Here is a 19560-nt window from a genome sequence, read left to right on the forward strand (position 1 = left end):
ACAACAAAGCCGGCTACATGAGCCGGCTTTGTTGTTTAATAAGTTATGCTTTTACCTCCAGTCGTAATCAGAGTGTCTTTTGCCTAAATAATATATAATACCTATAGATGCTGTAGCATGCCCGCCGGTAAACGATTTTGGGGCACCTTCAAAATGGTAAGTACCATCATAATCAAAATGCTGTAATAAGTTTACTACATACGAGAAATCTAATTGTAAAGACATATCCTCAAAAATATAGATTTGCGGAGTAACCCCCACAATTAAATTACCCATATTATCTTTTGTTTTTTGCTGTGTAGATTTAAAAACAGATAATCCTAAACCTGCATGTGCAAGAGCATTAACAGCGCCACCTGTAGCTTTAGGTATGTTTAATGTACGGCCCAGGTTATGTACCGCCTGCAAAGATAGCCTTGTATAATCTACCCCTTGTTTAGGGGTTTCATCATTCCTGAATTTGTCATGGCCAAAATCAAATTTTATACCCCAGTTTGGGTCAAACATATAGCGGATGCCAAGATCGTAATGCCCGAACTGGGTAATAGACGGTTTGCTGGCAAAGCTTCCTCCATAAGTCGCTTCAAGAGAGTATTGTCCTTCCTGTTTTTGAGCGAAACCGGCTAAGTTTGTTAAAACCAATGCGATACATAAAATTATTTTACCTTTCATAAATTCAGCTTTATTAATAATAAAAGTATATTCATATTGTTAAGAATGCAATTTTATGCATTTATTTTAATTATTGCATTATGATTTACTTCCAAATATAAATATCGTGGCAATAAAGAGAATGTTAATTAATTGTAATTATAAAACCTTAATAATATTTTACTCGTAAATAGTTTAGGATCAATTGCTATGATCTGGATTTTCTTATGATTGGTTGGTTGTTATTTATTGGTTAGGTTTTGTAAGGGTGCTGCAGTAACGCAGCACCCTTATTTATTTACGGATGTTTATATTTAAATGAATATTTTTGCAGTCTGAAATTTGATAAAAGATGCTGTCAGTAAAAAACATATCGTTCGGCTATACCGAAAAAACCATATTGCACCAAATAAGCTTTAATGTAAAAACGGGGCAAAATGTGGCTGTAATAGGCGAGAGCGGCTGTGGTAAGAGTACGCTGCTTAAAGTTATCTACGGTATGTATGATCTTGATGCCGGAGAGATAACGTATAAAGGTGCGGCAGTTACAGGCCCTAAGTTTAACCTGGTGCCCGGTATGCCGTACATGAAATACCTGGCGCAGGATTTCGACCTTATGCCTTACACTACGGCAGCAGAGAATGTGGGCAGTTTTTTATCTAACTTTTATCCTGATGAAAAAAAGCGTCGTATTGCAGAGCTTTTGCAAATTGTGGAGATGGAAGATTATGCCGATGTTAAAGTAAAGTTTTTAAGCGGAGGACAACAGCAGCGCATAGCCCTTGCAAAAGTACTGGCTTTAGAACCCCAGGTTTTATTGCTTGATGAACCTTTTAGCCATATAGATAATTTCAGGAAAAACGCGCTGCGCCGCAATCTCTTTGCTTATCTTAAACTAAAAGGGGTTACCTGTATTATTGCTACGCATGACAGTACCGATGCCCTTTCTTTCGCCGATGAAACTATTGTAATAAAAAAAGGTACATTGGTAGATAAAGCGCCATCTAAAGAAATTTACTACAAGGCTAAAGATAAATATACGGCCTCATTGTTTGGGGAAGTAAACGAGATAAAACTCGAACTGCTTACCCTGACCGATAATAGCGAAGAAACAATATTGCTATACCCTCACCAGCTTAAAGTAGTAGAGAACGGCCCGCTTAAAGTTGTAGTAAAACAATGCTATTTTAAAGGCAGCCGCTATTTAATTAAGGCAGCTCTTGGCAGGCAGGCACTGTTTTTTGAACATTACAAAGAAATCTCCGCAGATACAGAGGTAAGCCTTACGGTAGACAGGAATTCTTTTGGGATTTAAATTATCATAAAATGATTCTTTTTTCATCGTTATCAAATTGAAAGGTTAAACGATTTTCACTTAGTAAATAATTCTAAAAAAGACTATATTTACGTATGCCAATTGCATAATGTGTAATTTTGCATCGTAATTTTCTAAAAATATAAATTATATGTACCATTCAAAAATATCAGGCCTGGGCTATTACGTTCCGGATAATGTGGTTACCAATGATGACCTTTCCAAAATTATGGAAACTAATGATGAGTGGATCCAGGAGCGTACCGGCATAAAAGAACGCAGGCATGTTGTAAAAGGCGATGGCGATACCACTACCACTATGGGGGTTAAGGCGGCTAAAATTGCTATAGAGCGCGCAGGTATAGATAAAGAAGATATAGATTTTATAGTGTTTGCAACGCTAAGCCCTGATTATTATTTTCCGGGGCCGGGAGTATTAGTGCAACGCGACCTTGGTATGAAACGTACCGTAGGCGCACTCGATGTGCGTAACCAGTGCTCAGGGTTTATCTATGCACTATCTGTTGCCGATCAGTTTATAAAAACAGGTATGTATAAAAACATACTAATTATAGGCAGCGAACTGCACTCAACCGGGTTGGACATGACTACAAGAGGCCGCGCCGTATCGGTTATTTTTGGCGATGGGGCGGGGGCAGCCGTGCTTACCCGCGAAGAAGATACTACTAAAGGTATACTTTCTACACACCTGCATAGTGAGGGGCAGCATGCCGAAGAACTTTCGCTTATTGCTCCAGGTATGGGCAAGCGCTGGGTAACGGATATTATTGCTGATGCCAACCCCGAAGACGAAAGTTACTACCCGCACATGAATGGCCAGTTTGTATTTAAAAATGCAGTGGTGCGTTTTAGCGAAGTAATTATGGAAGGCTTAAAGGCTAATAATCTTGAAGTATCCGATATAGATATGCTGATACCGCACCAGGCTAACTTAAGGATATCGCAGTTTATACAGCATAAGTTTGGCCTTACAGATGATAAGGTGTACAACAACATCATGAAATATGGTAATACTACTGCGGCTTCTATTCCTATTGCATTAACAGAAGCCTGGGAGCAGGGCAAAATTAAAACAGGCGATACGGTTGTACTTGCTGCCTTTGGTAGCGGTTTTACATGGGGCAGCGCGATCATTAAGTGGTAAAGCAGGATTTTAGATTTCAGAATGTAGATTTAGCTTCATTCAAACTGAAAATTTATGCTGTCCTGACCCTGAAAGGGTCACATATAATAGCATAGGGCATCGCCTATGTAAAAGATGAAAATAAAATATACCCTCGTAATTCCTTTGATTTATGAGGGTTTTTATGTTTTTGGAAATAAGTTAATACCTGTTTTTTAATGAAAAAGGCACGTTGGGTAATCCTGTTGTTTTTGTCAGGTTTTGCGGGATGGTATTTTTATCCTGCTAAATCTTTGCCGCAGAGAAGTGTAATAGATAAACTTATAGTTTATAAATCTAAACGGCAAATGCTTGCGTATCAAAACGGCATGCTTTTAAAGACCTACACTGTAGCTTTAGGCAAAAATCCCTCAGGGCATAAACAGTATGAAGGTGATTGCAGCACACCCGAAGGCAAATACACCATAAACGACCGTAACCCTAACAGCGGTTACCATAAAAACCTGGGTATTTCTTACCCTAATGCAACAGACAAAATAAATGCTAAAAAGTTAAGGAAACCTGCGGGAGGCGATGTTAAAATACATGGACTGCGTAACGGGGTGGCAGGTTACTTAAATAAACTGCATCGTTTTACCGACTGGACCAATGGCTGTATTGCAGTTACAAATGATGAGGTAGACGAATTATATGAAGCTGTTAAACCAGGTGCGGTTATCGAGATCAATCCATAATTTTCGGAGGCATAAGTCATTTAAAAAAGCAAGCCCCGAAACAAACGCTTCGGGGCTGTGCTAACCTAAATATCTGAATGCACTACTAATGCCTTTTTTATGCGGGCTGCAGGCTAAAACATTCCGCCGCCACCCTGTTTGGTATTGTCATCGCGCTGTTTGCGTGCCAATGCCCTGTTTTTACCACCGCCAAACATGTAGTTTAGCCCAAAGTATACCGTGCGGCTTTCCCACCTGAACTCTCCTGTTTGCGGATAAGGATTAAGTGCATCAAAGCCATAACGCATGGTTTTAAACATATCATTAAAACGAACGCTCAGGCTCATTTTGTTATCCAGCAGGCTATAACGTGCGCCGCTGTCTATTTTATACATTTCCTTGCTGTTGTTTTGTATGCCGTTTACAGGCCCTCTGTAAAACCCAAACAGCAGAAAGCTAAGTCTTGGGTTAACTTTAAAGTTACTGTTTAGCCTTGCATTAAAAGCCGATACATTTACCTGTTTTAACTCAGGCTCATAATCGTCTATCGTGCCGGGTTGTAATATAGATACCGACCCTTTTTGAGAGATGCGCGAGAAATCTATCGCTGGTTGGATATCCCACCATTTTGTGATCTTATAGTTGGCCGAAACTTCAAAACCAAAAGCATTGTTGTGGTTAAAGTTGGCGTAGCTCATTATCTGGTCCTGGGTGTTTATAGTGGTTTCATCAGGGTACAATATACGGCTTATTTCATGGTCTATTAGTCTGTAAAATATGCCTCCTGTAATAGACGAGCCTTTACCAAACATTTTAGTATAGTTAACCTCTACCGAGTTAGTAAACTGCGGCTCTAAATACTGGTTACCCAAGGAGGTCACCAAGGGAGTAGAGAATTCCCTTACGGGTTTGGTTTGTTCCAGGCTTGGGCGGTCTACCCGGCGGCTGTAACTAAACTGATATGTGTTTTTATCGTTAGGGCTATACGTAAAGTAAGCAGATGGATATAGCGTAAAATACTTATTCTGGAATGTTGTTGCCCCACGGTTAAAATCTGCATCTGATTTATAGTGTTCAAAACGGGCACCTAACTGGTAGCTGAATTTATCAAACTTTTGCCCCAGCGTTGCATACGCCGAATAAATATCTACATCATAAGCATATAAAGAGTTTTGGCGTTCCGGGTTATTGGTGTTATAAGTGTTATCACTTCTTATAAGCCTCGACTCGGCACCCAGCTCTAATGTGGTTTTATCGTTTAGTGGGTTAACGTAATCAAGATTCATGGTCGTGTTCTTAATTTTGTCTGCCACATTATCGTTGTAATTTGTAATGGTATCGCCTACGGTTGTGTCATAATAGCCAAGCTGATTTTGCCTCGTAGTATTGTAGTTACCTTCAAAATCAAGGGTATGTCCTTCTTTCTCAAACTTATGTTTGTAAGCAAGATTGTAAGTGTTGTTATGATTATCGGTATCATAGCGTGATTTCTGGCTTATGTTAGAAAATCCGGTTTCCGGACCATATAATATATCTGTGTTAACTGTACCCTTACCCGTAAAGTAATTTTGGTTAGTATAAGCAGATAAGGTATTCTTATCATCTATATAATAATCCATTCCTATTTTACCAAGGTAAGAGTCGTTGTCATTTACAATATCAAGCACCTGATTGGAGGTAATGTCGCGGCGGTCTATAAAGCCATTGTTAAAGTTTTTACCGAAGTTACTGCCGCCGTTGCCAAAAAAGTTAACCTTTCCGGTACGATAATTCACATCAAGCGAGTTGTTGAATTTTGGCGTGATACCAAAATTTATCCCCGAATTAAAACTGCCGTTAAAACCGTCGTTGGCATTTTTGTTCAGGATAATGTTTATGATACCGCTCATTCCCTCAGGATTGTACTTGGCACTCGGGTTGGTAATAAGCTCTATCTTTTTAATCGACGAACTTGGTATTTGCTTAAGCAGCTGTGCCGGGTCTATATTAGTAGGCCTGCCATCTACAAGCACCCTTACATTCTGGTTACCGCGAAGCGATATCTTACCGTCCTGGTCTACGTTAACCGATGGTATGTTGTTCATGATCTCGGCAGCGGTACCACCGGCAGTAGTAAGGTCGCGGCCCAGGGTAATAACCTTACGGTCTATTTTTTGCTCTATGGTAGATGTTTCCTTAACAATATTTACCTCATCCAGCGTAGTGGCTTCTTCCGTAATAGATAAAGTGTTCAGGTTAAGGTCTTTGTTAGCCTCGGTAAGATTAGCATTGGCAGTAATAGATTTATATCCCATAAACTGCACCTCTACCGTATAGTTTTTAAGCGGCAGTTTTTTTACAGAGAACATACCGTTATCATCGGTAATGCCGCCGTTTATAACTGCGCCGTTTTCTTTAACTACAATGTTTACGTAGGGCAGGGGCAGTTTGGTTGCTTTGTCGGTAATTTTTCCGGAGATGCTTCCTGTAGTTTGTGCAGTAAGCGATGTCATGCCTGCAAGAAGCAGCATAAAAAGAAATTTCAGTTTCATAGGTATTAATTTGGTGCCTTATGCCGGCAGCAGTTGATTAGGCTGCTATGGCCGGGGGCATGTTGATTGATGTTGCCTATAAGACTAAGGGAAGATGTTTTTGTTACAGGTGTTTTTAAGATTTATTTTAAAAAGTTGTGTTTTTTATTTTAAGCTGTTGTGTTTGAGGGGGTATAATTTCACGAAGACTCACAAAGAAGGCGCGAAGATTCACAAAGCAGACATAGTGACTTTAAGCTTTGCGAAACTTTGAGTTCCTTTGTGCAACTTGTTTAATAGGTAAAGACAGTTAGGTTTTAATAACCCGTGCTTCAAAGTTTTAATTAACAAATTATTTAAATATATTCCTGTCAACAGGTTGCTTAAATATACTTATCTTTGCACGCTTTAAAAAATATACTCAAAATGGCACTATCACAAATACTTACTTCCCAAATACAAAAGGCGGCTACCGCCCTGTTTGATATATCTCTTGAAAAGATAGAACTGCAGGCAACCCGCAGGGAATTTGAGGGTGATATTACCATGGTTATCTTCCCGTTGCTCAAGCTTATAAAAGGCAATCCTGCCGAGTTGGGAAACAAAATAGGGCAGTACCTCATAGAAAATTCCGGTATTGTAGACCGCTTTAACGTAGTGGGCGGTTTCCTTAATATTGTGATTTCTGATGCTTATTATATCGATTATTTTAACGGCATAAAGGCCGATGAAAATTTTGGTACAGTTGCACCAATAGAAGGCGGTAAAGCGGTAATGGTGGAGTTTGCTTCGCCCAATACCAATAAGCCACTTCACTTAGGCCACGTGCGTAATGTATTACTGGGTTATTCGGTAGCTAATATTATAGAGGCATCGGGTAAAAAAGTGTATAAGACCCAGGTTGTAAACGACAGGGGAATCCACATATGTAAATCGATGTTGGCGTGGGAAAAGTTTGGCCACGGCGAAACTCCTGAAAGTACCGGTCTTAAAGGTGACAAGCTTGTAGGTAAATATTATGTAGCTTTTGAGAAGGAACTTCAAGAGCAAACCAAGCCAGTATTAGCGAGTTTGTTAGATAATGATTTTTCTAAATTCCCTCAACTTGAAACAAAAATTAGCCCTATTAATGCTGAAAGGATAGTTTTTGAAGAGAAAATAAAGATAGTTCTTGCAAATTTTGAAATTCCGGTAAACACTTTGAGTGTCAAAATAAAGGATGCATACCAAGCAGGTAAAGATGGAACAAATACATTCAAGAATATTTTAAAAATTCTTAAAGACGATAAAACAGATGAGATTTCTGAAAAAGAAATAGAAGCTTTCGAAAAAAATGTAAAGCCAATCATTACTTTAGAAATTAAACTGTCAGAAAAAGTATCTGAAGTTCTTGAAGTTGCAAGGTTACAAACTCCTATAATGAAAGAAGCTCAGGACATGCTCCTTAAATGGGAAGCTAATGACCCTGAAGTGAAAGCACTGTGGGCTAAAATGAACGGCTGGGTATACAAAGGTTTCGAAGAAACGTATAAAAACATTGGTGTCGACTTTGATAGTTATTACTATGAGAGCGATACGTATTTATTAGGTAAAGATGTAGTAGCCGACGGACTTGAAAAAGGTGTGTTCTTTAAAAAAGAAGATGGTTCGGTTTGGATAGACCTTACTGAAGACGGCCTTGATGAAAAACTGGTACTGCGTAAAGACGGTACATCGGTATACATTACCCAGGATATTGGTACCGCCATACAGCGTGTAAAAGATTTCCCTGATGTAGGCGGTATGGTGTACACAGTGGGTAACGAGCAGGATTACCACTTTAAAGTACTGTTCCTTATCCTTAAAAAACTTGGGTTCGACTGGGCGGCTAACCTGTACCATTTATCGTATGGTATGGTAGACCTTCCGTCGGGTAAAATGAAAAGCCGTGAGGGTACCGTGGTAGATGCTGACGACCTGATGGCAGAAATGACCGATACGGCACAAAAAATATCGGAAGAATTAGGCAAGCTTGAAGGTTATTCTGATGAAGAGAAATTAAGGCTGTACAGGATAATTGGCCTTGGTGCCTTAAAATACTACATACTTAAAGTAGATCCTAAAAAACGCATTTTGTTCGACCCTAAAGAATCGGTAGATTTTGCGGGTAACACGGGTCCGTTTATACAATATACTTATGCAAGGATACAATCGCTATTGCGCCGTGCTGATTTTGATATCTCAGTATCATTAGCACCGGCAGAGGTAAACTTGCACGAAAAAGAAAAAGAACTGCTTAAAATAGTAAGCCTTTACCCGGAAGTTATACAAGCTGCGGCAGATAGCCACAGCCCGGCACTTATTGCTAACTATACCTATGATCTTGTTAGGGAATATAACTCGTTTTACCAAAGTGTGCCTGTATTAGGTACTGAGGTATTAAACGAAAAAGTGTTCAGGATACAGCTGTCTAAAAAAGTGGGCGAAACTATAAAATCGGCATTCGGGCTATTGGGCATCGAAGTTCCGGAGCGCATGTAATTTATCTTATATAAAACGTAATTGTGAGCCAGAATAAGCCCTATTTCTTTCAGTCGTTTACTATTGTGATGCTTTCTATCATAGCACTGCTTGTGTTTAAAAAGTTTTTGCCCGAAAAGATATTTACCGAGACTGTCGCGGCAGGTAAAAATGTTGTGGTAGACAGTACCATGCTCGAAGCGGTTGAGGCGGCCAAAGGCGCCCCTGCCGAAAAAGACACGCTGGTAAATACCAGAATTTCTTTTGAGGCTACAAACGGCATCAAATTCCCCACGGAGGATTACGAAGACTATAAGGGCTTTCAGCACCTTGTAGTGTTTTATGAAAAGCTATTGCAGCTGGAAACCAAACAGCAGGGTAAGGTACGTATTGCCTATTTTGGCGACTCTATGACCGATGGTGATATGATCGTGAAAGACCTCCGCGCCAGCCTTCAGGCACGTTTTGGCGGTGAGGGTGTGGGCTTCGTAAATATTACATCAGAGTCGGCGCCATCGCGCAGCACACTTACACACCAGTTTTCAGACAACTGGAAAACACAATCGTATCTTAAAATTAAAAATCCAATAAAGCCTTTTGGTATTAATGGCCACGTATTCTTTGTAAAGAGAGATACTGTGAATCCGGTTTGGGTAAAATATAAAGCGAGCAGGCTTAGCCATCTTTCAGAGCTTAACAACCCTACGTTGTTTTACGGCAGGAGTGGTAATACAAAAGCAAAAATGCAGGTTGTTATCGGTGGCGATACACTTATTAAAAAGCTTCCTGCATCTAATATTTTAAATACTGTAAACGTTGCCGATGGCGGTATAAAAAGCTTTAAGGCTAATTTTATTGCGGCAGACTCTATTCCGTTTTACGGGTTTAATTTTGATGATGGCAAAGGTGTACATGTAGATAACTTTTCTAATCGCGGTAATTCAGGTTTGCCTATAGGTAGTTTTAATACTAACCTTATGCGTGCCTTTAACGATAAGCTGGGTTACGACCTTATTGTGCTGCACTATGGTACCAATGTACTTAACTATGGCTCGCTTAACTACTCATGGTACGAAAAACGAATGGCTAAAGTTGTAGATCATTTAAGAGAATGTTTCCCTGGTGTGGCTATACTTATCATTTCTACCGCAGATAAATCGACCAAGTACGGCACAGAAATGAAAACCGATTCGGCTGTTGTGCCACTTACACTGGCTCAAAAACGCTATGCTGTACAAACGCAGTCGGCTTACGTAAACCTGTATACCCTTATGGGCGGCGATGGCTCTATGGTAAAATGGGTAGACGAGGCACCGGCACAGGCCAATAAAGATTATACCCACTTTAATTTTAGGGGTTCTAAAAAAATATCCGACCTTATTTACAAACAACTTAATGATGGCTACGTAAAATATAAAAAACTTAGGGGCGTTACTACACCAGAGCCTGTTGAACCTGTGGAAGTAACTCCGGTAAGACCGGTACGCGATTCTTTTAAAATTGCAACGCCACCGGTACAGCAGCCTGCAAAACCTATAACCAACCCTGCTGCAAAACCGGTTGTTATTCCCGGCAAGCCTGCAGTTGTGCCGGCAAAACCAACACCAATCCCGGCAAAACCGGCTGAGCAGGCTAAACCCGCTCCTAAAAAAGTGGCAAAACCAGATTCTATCATAAAAAAAGACACCGTTAATGCGCAATAGGCTTTACCTGTTTTTGTTCTGCCTTTTGGGCTTTGCTGCAACCGCGCAAATTGATTCTACCGATGTAGATATTGATAGCCTGGAGGTAGATGCTGTGGGAGTTGTTACCGATACTGTTGAGGTAAAAGGGCCTAATGTTATTACCAATACATCGTCGCTTAAACTGCTTTATGAAAAGCTGTATTTGCTTGAACAGCAAAAAGCAGGCAAAATAAATATTGTACACATAGGCGACTCGCACATACAGGCCGATCTAATGACCAATGTTATCCGCAAGAAATTGCAGGAACGTTTTGGCAATGCGGGTGCAGGGTTTAGTTTTCCGCACCAGTTGGCAAAAACAAACGGCAGTTATATTACCCGATATAAAAGCAATGCATCATGGCACAGCCGCCGTGTAATATATCCGGTAGAACCCGGAACAAATGTAGGGCTTAGTGGTATTGCCCTTGATACCCGCGAGAATTTTGTAGTAGAGCTTAACGTTCGCGACAGTGCCTACCGTTTTAATACACTTAAGGTAATTACACCGGGTAATAAACAGGAATTTGACCTTGCCACAAGCTCTAAAACCATTGTGCTTGAAAGTACGGTGCCTAAAAAAATAACCCACAAAATTAAAAATGGCGAAGTGCTTGGCGGCATTGCCGATAAATACAACATATCTATAACCCAGCTTAAAAAAGCTAACGGGCTAAAGAATGACCGCATTCGGGCCGGAAAAACCTTAAAGATACCCACAAAAGAACTGCAAAAACGCGAAGTAACACGATCGGAGTTTATACCGTTAGATTTACAGGCCGATGGCAAGTCGCATTTTTACCATAGTAACGATGCCCTGTCTAAAATATACCTGCTGCCTAATCGTGATTTTAAAGAATATGATCTTAGCGGGCTCGTGTTAGAGAACGATGCTCCCGGTGTTATTTACCACAGTATAGGTGTAAATGGTGCAAAAGCATCTGATTATAATAAATACCCGTTGTTTTTCGAACAACTTCCGGCACTCAACCCGGATTTGGTAATTATATCATTGGGCACTAATGAAACCTTTGATAAAATGGCTGCGCCTGATTTTATAGTACAGCTTAATAAATTTATAGCCAGTGTAAAAGCTGTAAGTCCCGATGCGTGTGTACTGGTCATGACACCGCCACCATCACTTTTCAGGAGAAAATACGTGAATACTTTTGCAGCGTCTTACGCTAAAGAAATACAGGTACAGGAAAGCACTGTTAACTATGCCTCATGGGATTTGTTTAGCGAAATGGGTGGCCTTTATGGCGTGCCCCGCAATGCGGCCCGCGGGCTTATGAGTACCGACAGGGTTCATTATAGTAAAGACGGTTACGAAAAACAGGGCAGGCTTTTTAGCGAGGCTTTTTTTAAAGGGTATGATAATTTTAAAACCAACAGGGAGTAATGCAGCTAAGTGATTTTTTGCCGCAAATAACTATTGATGATGTGCAGGGATGGTTTATTTACGATCCTAAAGCGCCTATACTATTTAATACGCCTTTATTTTTAGGGTTGTTTTTAGTATTTTATGGTATTTATATTCTTACCCGCAATACCTTTAGGTTAAGGCTTGTATATGTAATAATGTTTTCATTATTCTTTTACTATAAATCAAGCGGTATTTATTTTTTACTGCTGCTGCTCTCATCGGTGGTAGATTATACACTGAGTTACTTTTTGTACCGGGAGGAGAGAAGCTTACAAAAAAAAGTGTACCTGTGGTTTAGCGTTATTGTTAACCTTACCTTTCTGGGCTATTTTAAATATACCACGTTTATATTAGACGGTGCTAATGCACTCTTAGGTGCTGATTATACTTTTAACAGAGTATTGCTTCCGGTTGGTATATCCTTCTATACATTTCAGTCAATCAGTTATATAATAGAGGTGTATCGGAAAGAAATCACACCGGCAAAAAACTATATCGATTATCTTTTCTTTGTGTCGTTTTTCCCTCAGCTGGTTGCAGGGCCTATAGTCAGGGCTAAAGATTTTATCCCGCAGATATACGCCAAATTACAACTCACTAAAGAAGACGTAAATTATGCGTTATTCCTTATCATAGGCGGGCTTATCAAGAAAACGGTGATATCCGATTATATTTCGATAAACTTTGTAGACCGCGTTTTCGATTCTCCAAACAGTTATACGGCTTTTGAGAACTTAATGGCGGCCTACGGTTATACTATACAGATATACTGCGACTTTTCCGGATATTCAGATATGGCAATTGGAGTAGCATTATTGCTTGGCTTTAAACTGCCTACTAACTTTCGTACGCCATATAAATCGGCATCCATTACCGAGTTCTGGCGCAGGTGGCATATATCATTATCTACCTGGCTAAAAGATTTCCTTTATATATCGGTAGGGGGTAACAGGCACGGCTCGTTTGCAGGCTTTTTATTTCCCGGCCTGTTCTTTTGTGGGCTGATAATATGGGGAATCAATTTTTCACACGTAAGTAATATTCCACTGTTTTTAAGCATTGGCGGGTTAGTAGTTTTTGCACTTTCATTCCTTTTATCTAAAGATAAAGAGCGAACCATGTTTACTAACGTAAACCTTTTTACTACAATGCTTCTTGGAGGCCTGTGGCATGGGGCAAGCATGCTCTTTATTATTTGGGGAGCTTTACATGGTTTGGCATTAGCGGTACATAAATTGTTCAATGAAATTTTCCCAACAAAAAAAGATGCACAGCCTACATTTTTAGGCGGCGTTTGGAAGGTTATATCTATACTTATAACATTTCATTTTGTGGCATTTTGCTGGATACTGTTCCGTTCCAGGGATTTCCCTACAGCCATCGACCTTATAACTAACATAAGCCATGTTACGTTCGATCCTAACCAATGGCAAACTATTATCCTGGGTTATAAAAATGTATTTATACTAATGGCTATAGGCTATATATGGCACTTAATGCCCGAAGGTTTTTCTAAAGGTTTAAAGGAGGCATTTTTTCTTACCCCTCTGGTTCTTAAAGCTATAGTTTTAGGATTTATTTTCTGGTTGGTTTATGCAGCTGCATCGGCGGGGCCACAGCCATTTATCTACTTCCAATTTTAACCATAACATTTTTGTGCGAATAAGTTTTTTTGGTGTTAAATAATGGGGTGTATATATAAGTGTGTGAATTTAATGGAAATATTATATTAAATTAGGCGCATAATTAATACCCAAATGAAAAAAACACTACTTATTTTTACCCTGTGTACCTCTATGCTTGGTTTTAAGGCACATGCACAGGAGCCTTATACACTTACCGTATTTGATGAGGCCGTTTATTACGGTATGTATGACGGCCTATCTACAACACCGATACCGGAAGAATCTCTTCGTCTTAAAAACTGGTGTTATGGGAAAAAGCTTACCGAAGATCAGATTAATGCGATAGGCAACAGGCTAACCATAAATGTTACCGCCGAAGCTTTGTGTGATGATTATGACCGTATTGGTAACGTAAATCTTGCATTTGTACCTAAAAATGCTACTTCTTATTTATATGCAGATGTGCAAAGGATAGAAATAGGCAGGTTTATTACGCCTTTCATGAATAACATTACAAGGTCTTCAACATCTTCTGTGCCGTATACTTTTGAGGCCGATAATATTGCAAAAATACTTCATGACCAAACGCTTTATGCTGACTATGATTTTTGGATAGAACTTGAAATTTATGGACACCAGGGTGCAGAAAGTGCCGATCAGGGTGGTGCACAATGGGATTTTAGGGCAAGTGGCCTTTGCAGGGGCAGAAATGATGTTTACAAAGGTACATTAGAATTAGTATCAGAAAATGACCCAACTATTGTACAGGGTGATAATTACTTTAAATGGCTTTCTTATAAATTTGAGCTTAAAGATTATGTACAGGCAACCGAAACTAATAATTTGGGGCAGGGTACAGACGAATTAGGTGAAACTGTAAGGACCATCAACTTTAGCTTTGACGAAGAAGTTCCTAATGCTAAGTTTTATGTAGTAATGTCTAATCATGGTGCTAATGCCAATGGCGAAGAATACAGGAACAGGTTTCATGAAATATATCTTGATGATGTACAGTTGTTAAGGTACAGGCCAGGACAAAACTGTGAGCCATTCAGGGCTTACAATACTATGCCTAATGGAGTTTACGGAAACTCAGTAAGGAGCGAAGCAACATGGTTAACACGTAGCTGGTGCCCGGGTGCCCGTATAGAAACCCGTATTGTAGATCTTGGTAACCTGCCGGCAGGCTCTCACAATTTTAAAATGGATGTGCCTGCTGCTACATTTAGTGGTAACGATGGCTACTTCCCAATGTCGGTTTATGTTCAGGGCTATTCTGAAGATGTAGCCGGGACTGAGAAGTTTAAAGCAAATGCATTTACAATTGCCCCAAATCCTGTTAACGACGTTGCAACAATAAACGTTACTAACGGGCAGACTATTAAAACAGTCTCAGTTACTAATACCCTGGGCCAGGTTGTAATGCAGGGTAATGCTGCAGCTGTAAACATGTCATCTTTGCAAAGTGGTGTTTACATTGTAAAAGTTCAGTTTGAGAATAACCAGGTAGCTACTAAAAAGATCATCAAAAAATAGTAGTATGCTGCTGGCATTTTAGAAAAGAAGTACAGAGAATTTTTTTATAATAGAAGATCCGTCATTTTTAATGGCGGATTTTTTTTGCAACGTACTTAAAAACTTAATTTTATAAGTGCGTTAGGAGTGCGTTCAAGCGAATATGTGTTTACTACCTCAATGCCATTTTGCGAAGTGTTTATACGATAGTATTTGTTGATGATGTTTTGCCTGTTAAATACATTTAGTACTGATACGCCGAGTTGCAGGTTTACTTTAGAGAATATCTTCCAGGCGTAAGATGCCGAAAAGTTAACCTGGAAAAAATTGTCCAAATTATCTGAATTGGGATAGTTATATGCTACAGATGGAGCACCTGTACTGTTGTATGTAGGTACGCTTATAAGCGGTGGTGTAACGGGGCGGCCCGTAAACCATTTAGACCCTAATGCTATCTTTAAATTATCCCACTCATAAATTACGGCTGTATTTATGGTATGGCTAAGTTCAAAACTGCTGGGAAAACGTATAGGCTCTACACCATCAAAACTATAATCGTTTTTGTTCCAGGTGTAGCTAAGCCAGGCATAAAAATCGTTAAATTGTTTTTGTATTAAAAATTCGGTGCCATATACCCTGTAGCTTCCTCGCGCCTGAACTGTTTCGAGCTGGTCCTGAAATGCCTGTCCCGCTGTGGTAATACCATTAACCTTTTTATAAAAATTATCGAGTGTAACCAGCCATCCCTTATTTTTAAACGATATCCCTGCCGATGCCTGGTTGCTGCGCTGCAATGGTACTGCGTTATTATCTGCAAGTACCCAGCGCCGTTTTTCTATACCTAAAAAGTCGCCCTGAAGTTCTACTACCTGAGATGCCGACTGGCTTTTTTTCTCGGCCAGTACTTCCAGCTGCCAGTTTTCGGCAAGGGCATAATTAAGCTGCAGGCGCGGTTCGGCATACAGCATACCAAATTGTTCAATGTAATTTGCCCTGATGCCCCCACGTGCAAAAAGCCTGCTGTTTTCCGGGCGGTATTCAAGCTCGCCTATAACAGCATGTGTGCGAAGAACATCTTTTACATTGCGGCTGTATTGCGGTTCGTTTATACGGTCGCTGTTTTTAATCCCTATTTCATTGTACTGGTAACCACTATGCAAAGTAAACAAAGGGTTTATTTTTTTAGCATCAGAAAATCGAAAACCGGCATCAAGTATTGTGTTTTCCTGGTTGGTTATCTGGTTAAACTCTATCGATTCGTTCTGGGCATCTACATTGTAATAAGAACCATACATGCCAAATTCAGTGCTATGGCCTTCACTCCATTGTGCACGCCATGCGGCGGTTCCTCCCAGGGTAAGCTGGCTTAAATGGCTTGCTTTTGTAACCACATTGGTAGCTGTTATGGTTCCCTGTATAAAATCGAGCTTGTTATTAATGCCTATAACATCTACATAAACATCATGTTTAGCGCCTATTTTTTGATGGTAAGATGTTGTAAAATCATAAAAATAGAATTCTTTATCGCTTTTATAATTTACATCTGTACTATTATTAAGGCTGGTAACAATGGTGTTCTGAAAAATACGCTTAGAATATTTATTGTAAGTAGGAAAAGCAAGTACATCTGTAAAAGACCTGCGTGCAGATATTTCTATATTGGCATTGTCTGAAGGTTTTACTTTAGCGTAAAAGTCCGGTCCTATCATGTTACTGCCTATGCTCACAGTTCCGGCCCCGATATTTTGAGGACGTGAAGAAATATCTACCGCGCTCGATACGCTTTCGCCATAAAATGCCGATGTACCGTTTTTAGATATCTTAATATCGTGCGCAAGGTTAGGGCTAAGGGCAGATATAAGCCCAAAGAAATGCCCTGTTTGGAAAAGGCGTATGCCATTCCACATAAAAAGATTCTGGTCATGCGTGCCGCCGCGCACGTTAATATTGCTTACCGTTTCGTCTATACTGTTTATGCCGGGTAGCTGTTGCATGGCCTGCAAAACATCGGGTTCTATAAGGCCGGGGAGAATGCCAAATTTTCTTGGCTTAATATCATAACTGCCGTCTTTGTTTTTGGAGATACCAGTAGCAAGGTACCGCTCTGCAACAACCTCGTTTAATTGTTGTATGGCAAGTGTAAGGATAATTTCAAGGCAATCATTAGTGTCCGGGCGCTCTGCAGGCATAACTACCGGTTCGTAGCCCATCTGTGATATATAAATAGACTTTACCCTGACAGGTATTTCAAAATAACCATCCGTACCGGTTACAACTTTAGTGGTACTGTCAAACTGTATAACGGCATTATCTACCGGCTGCCCAAGTTCATCCAGCACATAAGCACAAAGGGGTTTTGGCTTTTGAGCTTTAGTGGTAGTATATATAACAATGTAACCGCCCGTTTGCCTAAAGGTAAGGCCAGTGCGGTTAGACAGATATATGAGTTTTGCTTTTAAAGGTAGTTGTGCAGGAGGTGGAAAAATTGAATGCCCTGTAACATCATCTTCGGCGTAATTAAACTTTACGTGATATTGATTTTTTATGTCTTCCAGTATTTTTTTTAGCTCAACACTTTTTTTCTCGTCCTGCCCAAATGCATTGGCGGCGAAAAAAAAAAATAAACTAAGCAGTAAAAAACTCCTGGTGCCCTGCATCATTCAGCAGATAGTGTAATAATATTGCCCTCTTTTTTTGCCTGTAAATGATATACAAGTATTATCTGGTCAAGAGCGTTATCAATATTATTCATAGGTATCGTGCCGTTAAAACGTTTTTCGGCTTTAGCGTTAAGATTAATGGTTACATTATACTGGCGTTCCATCTCGCTTATAACTTCCTGTAAACGCACTTTGCCAAAATAAGTTTCGTGGTTTAGCCATCCGGGCTTAGTGGCTTTAACATCGGGTAAGTTAAGTTTGGTTCCGTTTTCATAAGCTACGGTTTTGCCGGGAGTTAAAAACACAGTTTCTTTACCGTTAGTTACCTTTACCTTGCCTTCAAAGCAGGTTACATCTAAGCGGCCGTTGCGCGCCCTAACATTAAACTGAGTACCTACAACAGTAATAGTACCAACAGGCGTAACAACATCAAACGTTTTGCCTTTGGCTACTTTAAAGTAAGCCTCGCCATTAAGTTGCAGTTTACGGTTGCTATCCCAGTTAAATTCTTTATAATCAGCCTCAGATCCTGCGTTAAGCACCACTTCAGAATTGTCAGGCAATAAAAAAGTATCCATCTTTCCTGCTTCAGCAATCTGTGTGGTGGTTTTAGTGGTGTAAAAAAAGAAGGTTATGCCTAAAGCCAATACTAAAATTGCAGCTACACGCGGCATCCACGGGTTAAGTTTGCGCACTTTGGGCTGGTGGGCTTTATTCCTGTTACGTGCAATGTTTTGGTATAAGGCATCCATATCGGCTTGTGGCACGGTAAGCTGCCCCGAAAATTCTTTTATTTTACTGTAAGTAGCATACTCCGGCAGCGCCATGAAATCTTTCAATTCCTTGTCGTTCATCTCATCATTTAGCCACTTTGCTAAGGTAACATTCTCGTTCATTGTTTCTTCCTGTTTTTATTATAACAGTTATGAGGTAGAAAACCCTACCTAAAGGTATCAATTTCTTTTCTTAATTGCAATAGTGCGCCGTGAATACGTTTTTCTACAGCCTTAACACCTATGCCCAGTATCTCTGCAATTTCATGGTATTTTTTACCATCTATACGGTGCAGCAGGAAAGCACTGCGCTGCGCTTCAGATAAGTTTGCTATTGCCTTTTGCAGCTTAACCTTAAACTGCTCCTCTTCCATTAAAAATTCCGGACTCTGGTTGTTAGTGTCATGGTTTACATTTTTTTTAGAATATTCCAGTACTACCTTTTTATGGGCAATATGGTTAAGCGTGGTATTATTTGCCACGGTATATAAAAACGATTTAGCTTTCTCCGTCGGTACGCTGGCGCAGTTTTCCCAAAGTTTTATAAAAGCTTCCTGGGTTGCCTCGTCTGCCTGCTCTTCGTTGCCAAATTTATAGTACAGGAAATTGCGAAGCGCCTTAGCATGGCTCTTAAAAAAAGCGGAGAATTTTAGTTCTTCACAAATGCCTATGGGTTGTTCCTGTTTCATTTTTGGCTAATAAAAGTGGCTGTTAAATTATACATTTTTTTGATTGGCAAGGGTAATTGTACATTTTATTTTAGCCTGCAAACCTACAGCTAAATTTCTTTTTAAAAACAGGTAGGGTAAAACAGGGGGCTTCTTGTTATTGAAAGTTTTATTGAAGCCTGAAATTATTATTAGTCAACAGGGTTTATTATGTATAAGCAAAAAAATAATAAAATAGAGGTAGGGTGTTTTTAATGTTGTCTGTTATAATGCAACAAGGCCGTCTGAATTATTATATAAGTAGTACGATATTTGAAAAAGAAAATGCTTTGTAATT

General features: G+C 39.8%; 13 protein-coding genes and 1 pseudogene. 9 read left to right on the forward strand and 5 right to left on the reverse strand.

Features of this window, described 5'->3' with window-relative positions; all coding sequences use genetic code 11:
- Positions 1-51: 51 nt before the first annotated feature.
- Positions 52-672: a hypothetical protein gene (locus F565_RS0112660; protein ID WP_020213609.1), complete on the reverse strand. Its 621-nt coding sequence runs from the start codon at positions 670-672 to the stop codon at positions 52-54.
- Positions 673-1003: 331 nt separating this feature from the next.
- Between F565_RS0112660 and F565_RS0112665 the strand changes: the two genes are divergently transcribed.
- From F565_RS0112665 to F565_RS0112675, 3 genes are all read left to right on the forward strand, one after another.
- Positions 1004-1966: an ABC transporter ATP-binding protein gene (locus tag F565_RS0112665; protein WP_020213610.1), complete on the forward strand. Its 963-nt coding sequence runs from the start codon at positions 1004-1006 to the stop codon at positions 1964-1966.
- A 151-nt stretch (positions 1967-2117) separates the two neighbouring features.
- Positions 2118-3131: a 3-oxoacyl-ACP synthase III family protein gene (locus F565_RS0112670; RefSeq protein ID WP_020213611.1), complete on the forward strand. Its 1014-nt coding sequence runs from the start codon at positions 2118-2120 to the stop codon at positions 3129-3131.
- Positions 3132-3328: 197 nt separating this feature from the next.
- On the forward strand, positions 3329-3844 hold the full coding sequence (locus F565_RS0112675; RefSeq protein ID WP_020213612.1) for a L,D-transpeptidase family protein: 516 nt from the start codon (positions 3329-3331) through the stop codon (positions 3842-3844).
- Positions 3845-3957: 113 nt separating this feature from the next.
- On the opposite strand, the gene F565_RS0112680 is transcribed toward F565_RS0112675, so the two are convergent.
- Complete coding sequence (locus F565_RS0112680) at positions 3958-6354, reverse strand: TonB-dependent receptor (protein ID WP_020213613.1); 2397 nt, start codon at positions 6352-6354, stop codon at positions 3958-3960.
- Positions 6355-6759: 405 nt separating this feature from the next.
- On the opposite strand from F565_RS0112680, the pseudogene argS (F565_RS23415) reads away from it, so the two are divergent.
- The 6 genes and pseudogenes from argS (F565_RS23415) to F565_RS21610 form a co-directional block, all read left to right on the forward strand.
- A pseudogene (gene argS, locus F565_RS23415) lies at positions 6760-7254 on the forward strand (arginine--tRNA ligase domain-containing protein); the annotation flags it as partial.
- Between the two features lie 15 nt (positions 7255-7269).
- On the forward strand, positions 7270-8853 hold the full coding sequence (argS, locus tag F565_RS0112685) for an arginine--tRNA ligase (RefSeq protein ID WP_425306959.1): 1584 nt from the start codon (positions 7270-7272) through the stop codon (positions 8851-8853).
- 68 nt (positions 8854-8921) lie between these two features.
- A complete protein-coding gene (locus F565_RS21605; protein ID WP_020213615.1) occupies positions 8922-10535 on the forward strand; it encodes a hypothetical protein in 1614 nt (537 codons plus the stop codon).
- Entirely contained in the window at positions 10525-11958 is a 1434-nt protein-coding gene (locus F565_RS0112695; RefSeq protein ID WP_020213616.1) for a LysM peptidoglycan-binding domain-containing protein, read from the forward strand. The genes F565_RS21605 and F565_RS0112695 overlap by 11 nt, the downstream gene beginning before the upstream one ends.
- Entirely contained in the window at positions 11958-13625 is a 1668-nt protein-coding gene (locus F565_RS0112700) for an MBOAT family O-acyltransferase (protein WP_020213617.1), read from the forward strand. Before F565_RS0112695 ends, F565_RS0112700 begins: the two co-directional genes overlap by 1 nt.
- Positions 13626-13739: 114 nt before the next feature.
- On the forward strand, positions 13740-15143 hold the full coding sequence (locus F565_RS21610) for a peptide-N-glycosidase F-related protein (protein ID WP_020213618.1): 1404 nt from the start codon (positions 13740-13742) through the stop codon (positions 15141-15143).
- A 95-nt stretch (positions 15144-15238) separates the two neighbouring features.
- On the opposite strand, the gene F565_RS0112710 is transcribed toward F565_RS21610, so the two are convergent.
- Genes F565_RS0112710 through F565_RS0112720 form a run of 3 tightly spaced genes read right to left on the reverse strand, consistent with a single transcriptional unit; the run spans position 15239 to position 19244 of the window.
- Positions 15239-17782, reverse strand: a complete 2544-nt coding sequence (locus F565_RS0112710; RefSeq protein ID WP_020213619.1) for a TonB-dependent receptor — start codon at positions 17780-17782, stop codon at positions 15239-15241.
- A complete protein-coding gene (locus F565_RS0112715) occupies positions 17779-18678 on the reverse strand; it encodes a FecR family protein (RefSeq protein WP_020213620.1) in 900 nt (299 codons plus the stop codon). The genes F565_RS0112710 and F565_RS0112715 overlap by 4 nt, the downstream gene beginning before the upstream one ends.
- 44 nt (positions 18679-18722) lie before the next feature.
- A complete protein-coding gene (locus tag F565_RS0112720; RefSeq protein ID WP_020213621.1) occupies positions 18723-19244 on the reverse strand; it encodes an RNA polymerase sigma factor in 522 nt (173 codons plus the stop codon).
- Between the last annotated feature and the right edge of the window lie 316 nt (positions 19245-19560).

This window comes from Flavobacterium rivuli WB 3.3-2 = DSM 21788, from assembly GCF_000378485.1.
GTDB lineage: Bacteria > Bacteroidota > Bacteroidia > Flavobacteriales > Flavobacteriaceae > Flavobacterium > Flavobacterium rivuli.

Coding starts and splice junctions, on each gene's coding strand:
- F565_RS21610 (WP_020213618.1), top strand. CDS start 13,740: ATGAAAAAAACACTACTTATTTTTACCCTGTGTACCTCTATGCTTGGT.
- F565_RS0112715 (WP_020213620.1), bottom strand. CDS start 18,678: ATGAACGAGAATGTTACCTTAGCAAAGTGGCTAAATGATGAGATGAAC.
- F565_RS0112670 (WP_020213611.1), top strand. CDS start 2,118: ATGTACCATTCAAAAATATCAGGCCTGGGCTATTACGTTCCGGATAAT.
- F565_RS0112720 (WP_020213621.1), bottom strand. CDS start 19,244: ATGAAACAGGAACAACCCATAGGCATTTGTGAAGAACTAAAATTCTCC.
- F565_RS0112710 (WP_020213619.1), bottom strand. CDS start 17,782: ATGATGCAGGGCACCAGGAGTTTTTTACTGCTTAGTTTATTTTTTTTT.
- F565_RS0112660 (WP_020213609.1), bottom strand. CDS start 672: ATGAAAGGTAAAATAATTTTATGTATCGCATTGGTTTTAACAAACTTA.
- F565_RS0112695 (WP_020213616.1), top strand. CDS start 10,525: ATGCGCAATAGGCTTTACCTGTTTTTGTTCTGCCTTTTGGGCTTTGCT.
- F565_RS0112675 (WP_020213612.1), top strand. CDS start 3,329: ATGAAAAAGGCACGTTGGGTAATCCTGTTGTTTTTGTCAGGTTTTGCG.
- F565_RS0112700 (WP_020213617.1), top strand. CDS start 11,958: ATGCAGCTAAGTGATTTTTTGCCGCAAATAACTATTGATGATGTGCAG.
- F565_RS21605 (WP_020213615.1), top strand. CDS start 8,922: ATGCTTTCTATCATAGCACTGCTTGTGTTTAAAAAGTTTTTGCCCGAA.
- F565_RS0112665 (WP_020213610.1), top strand. CDS start 1,004: ATGCTGTCAGTAAAAAACATATCGTTCGGCTATACCGAAAAAACCATA.
- argS (WP_425306959.1), top strand. CDS start 7,270: ATGTTGGCGTGGGAAAAGTTTGGCCACGGCGAAACTCCTGAAAGTACC.
- F565_RS0112680 (WP_020213613.1), bottom strand. CDS start 6,354: ATGAAACTGAAATTTCTTTTTATGCTGCTTCTTGCAGGCATGACATCG.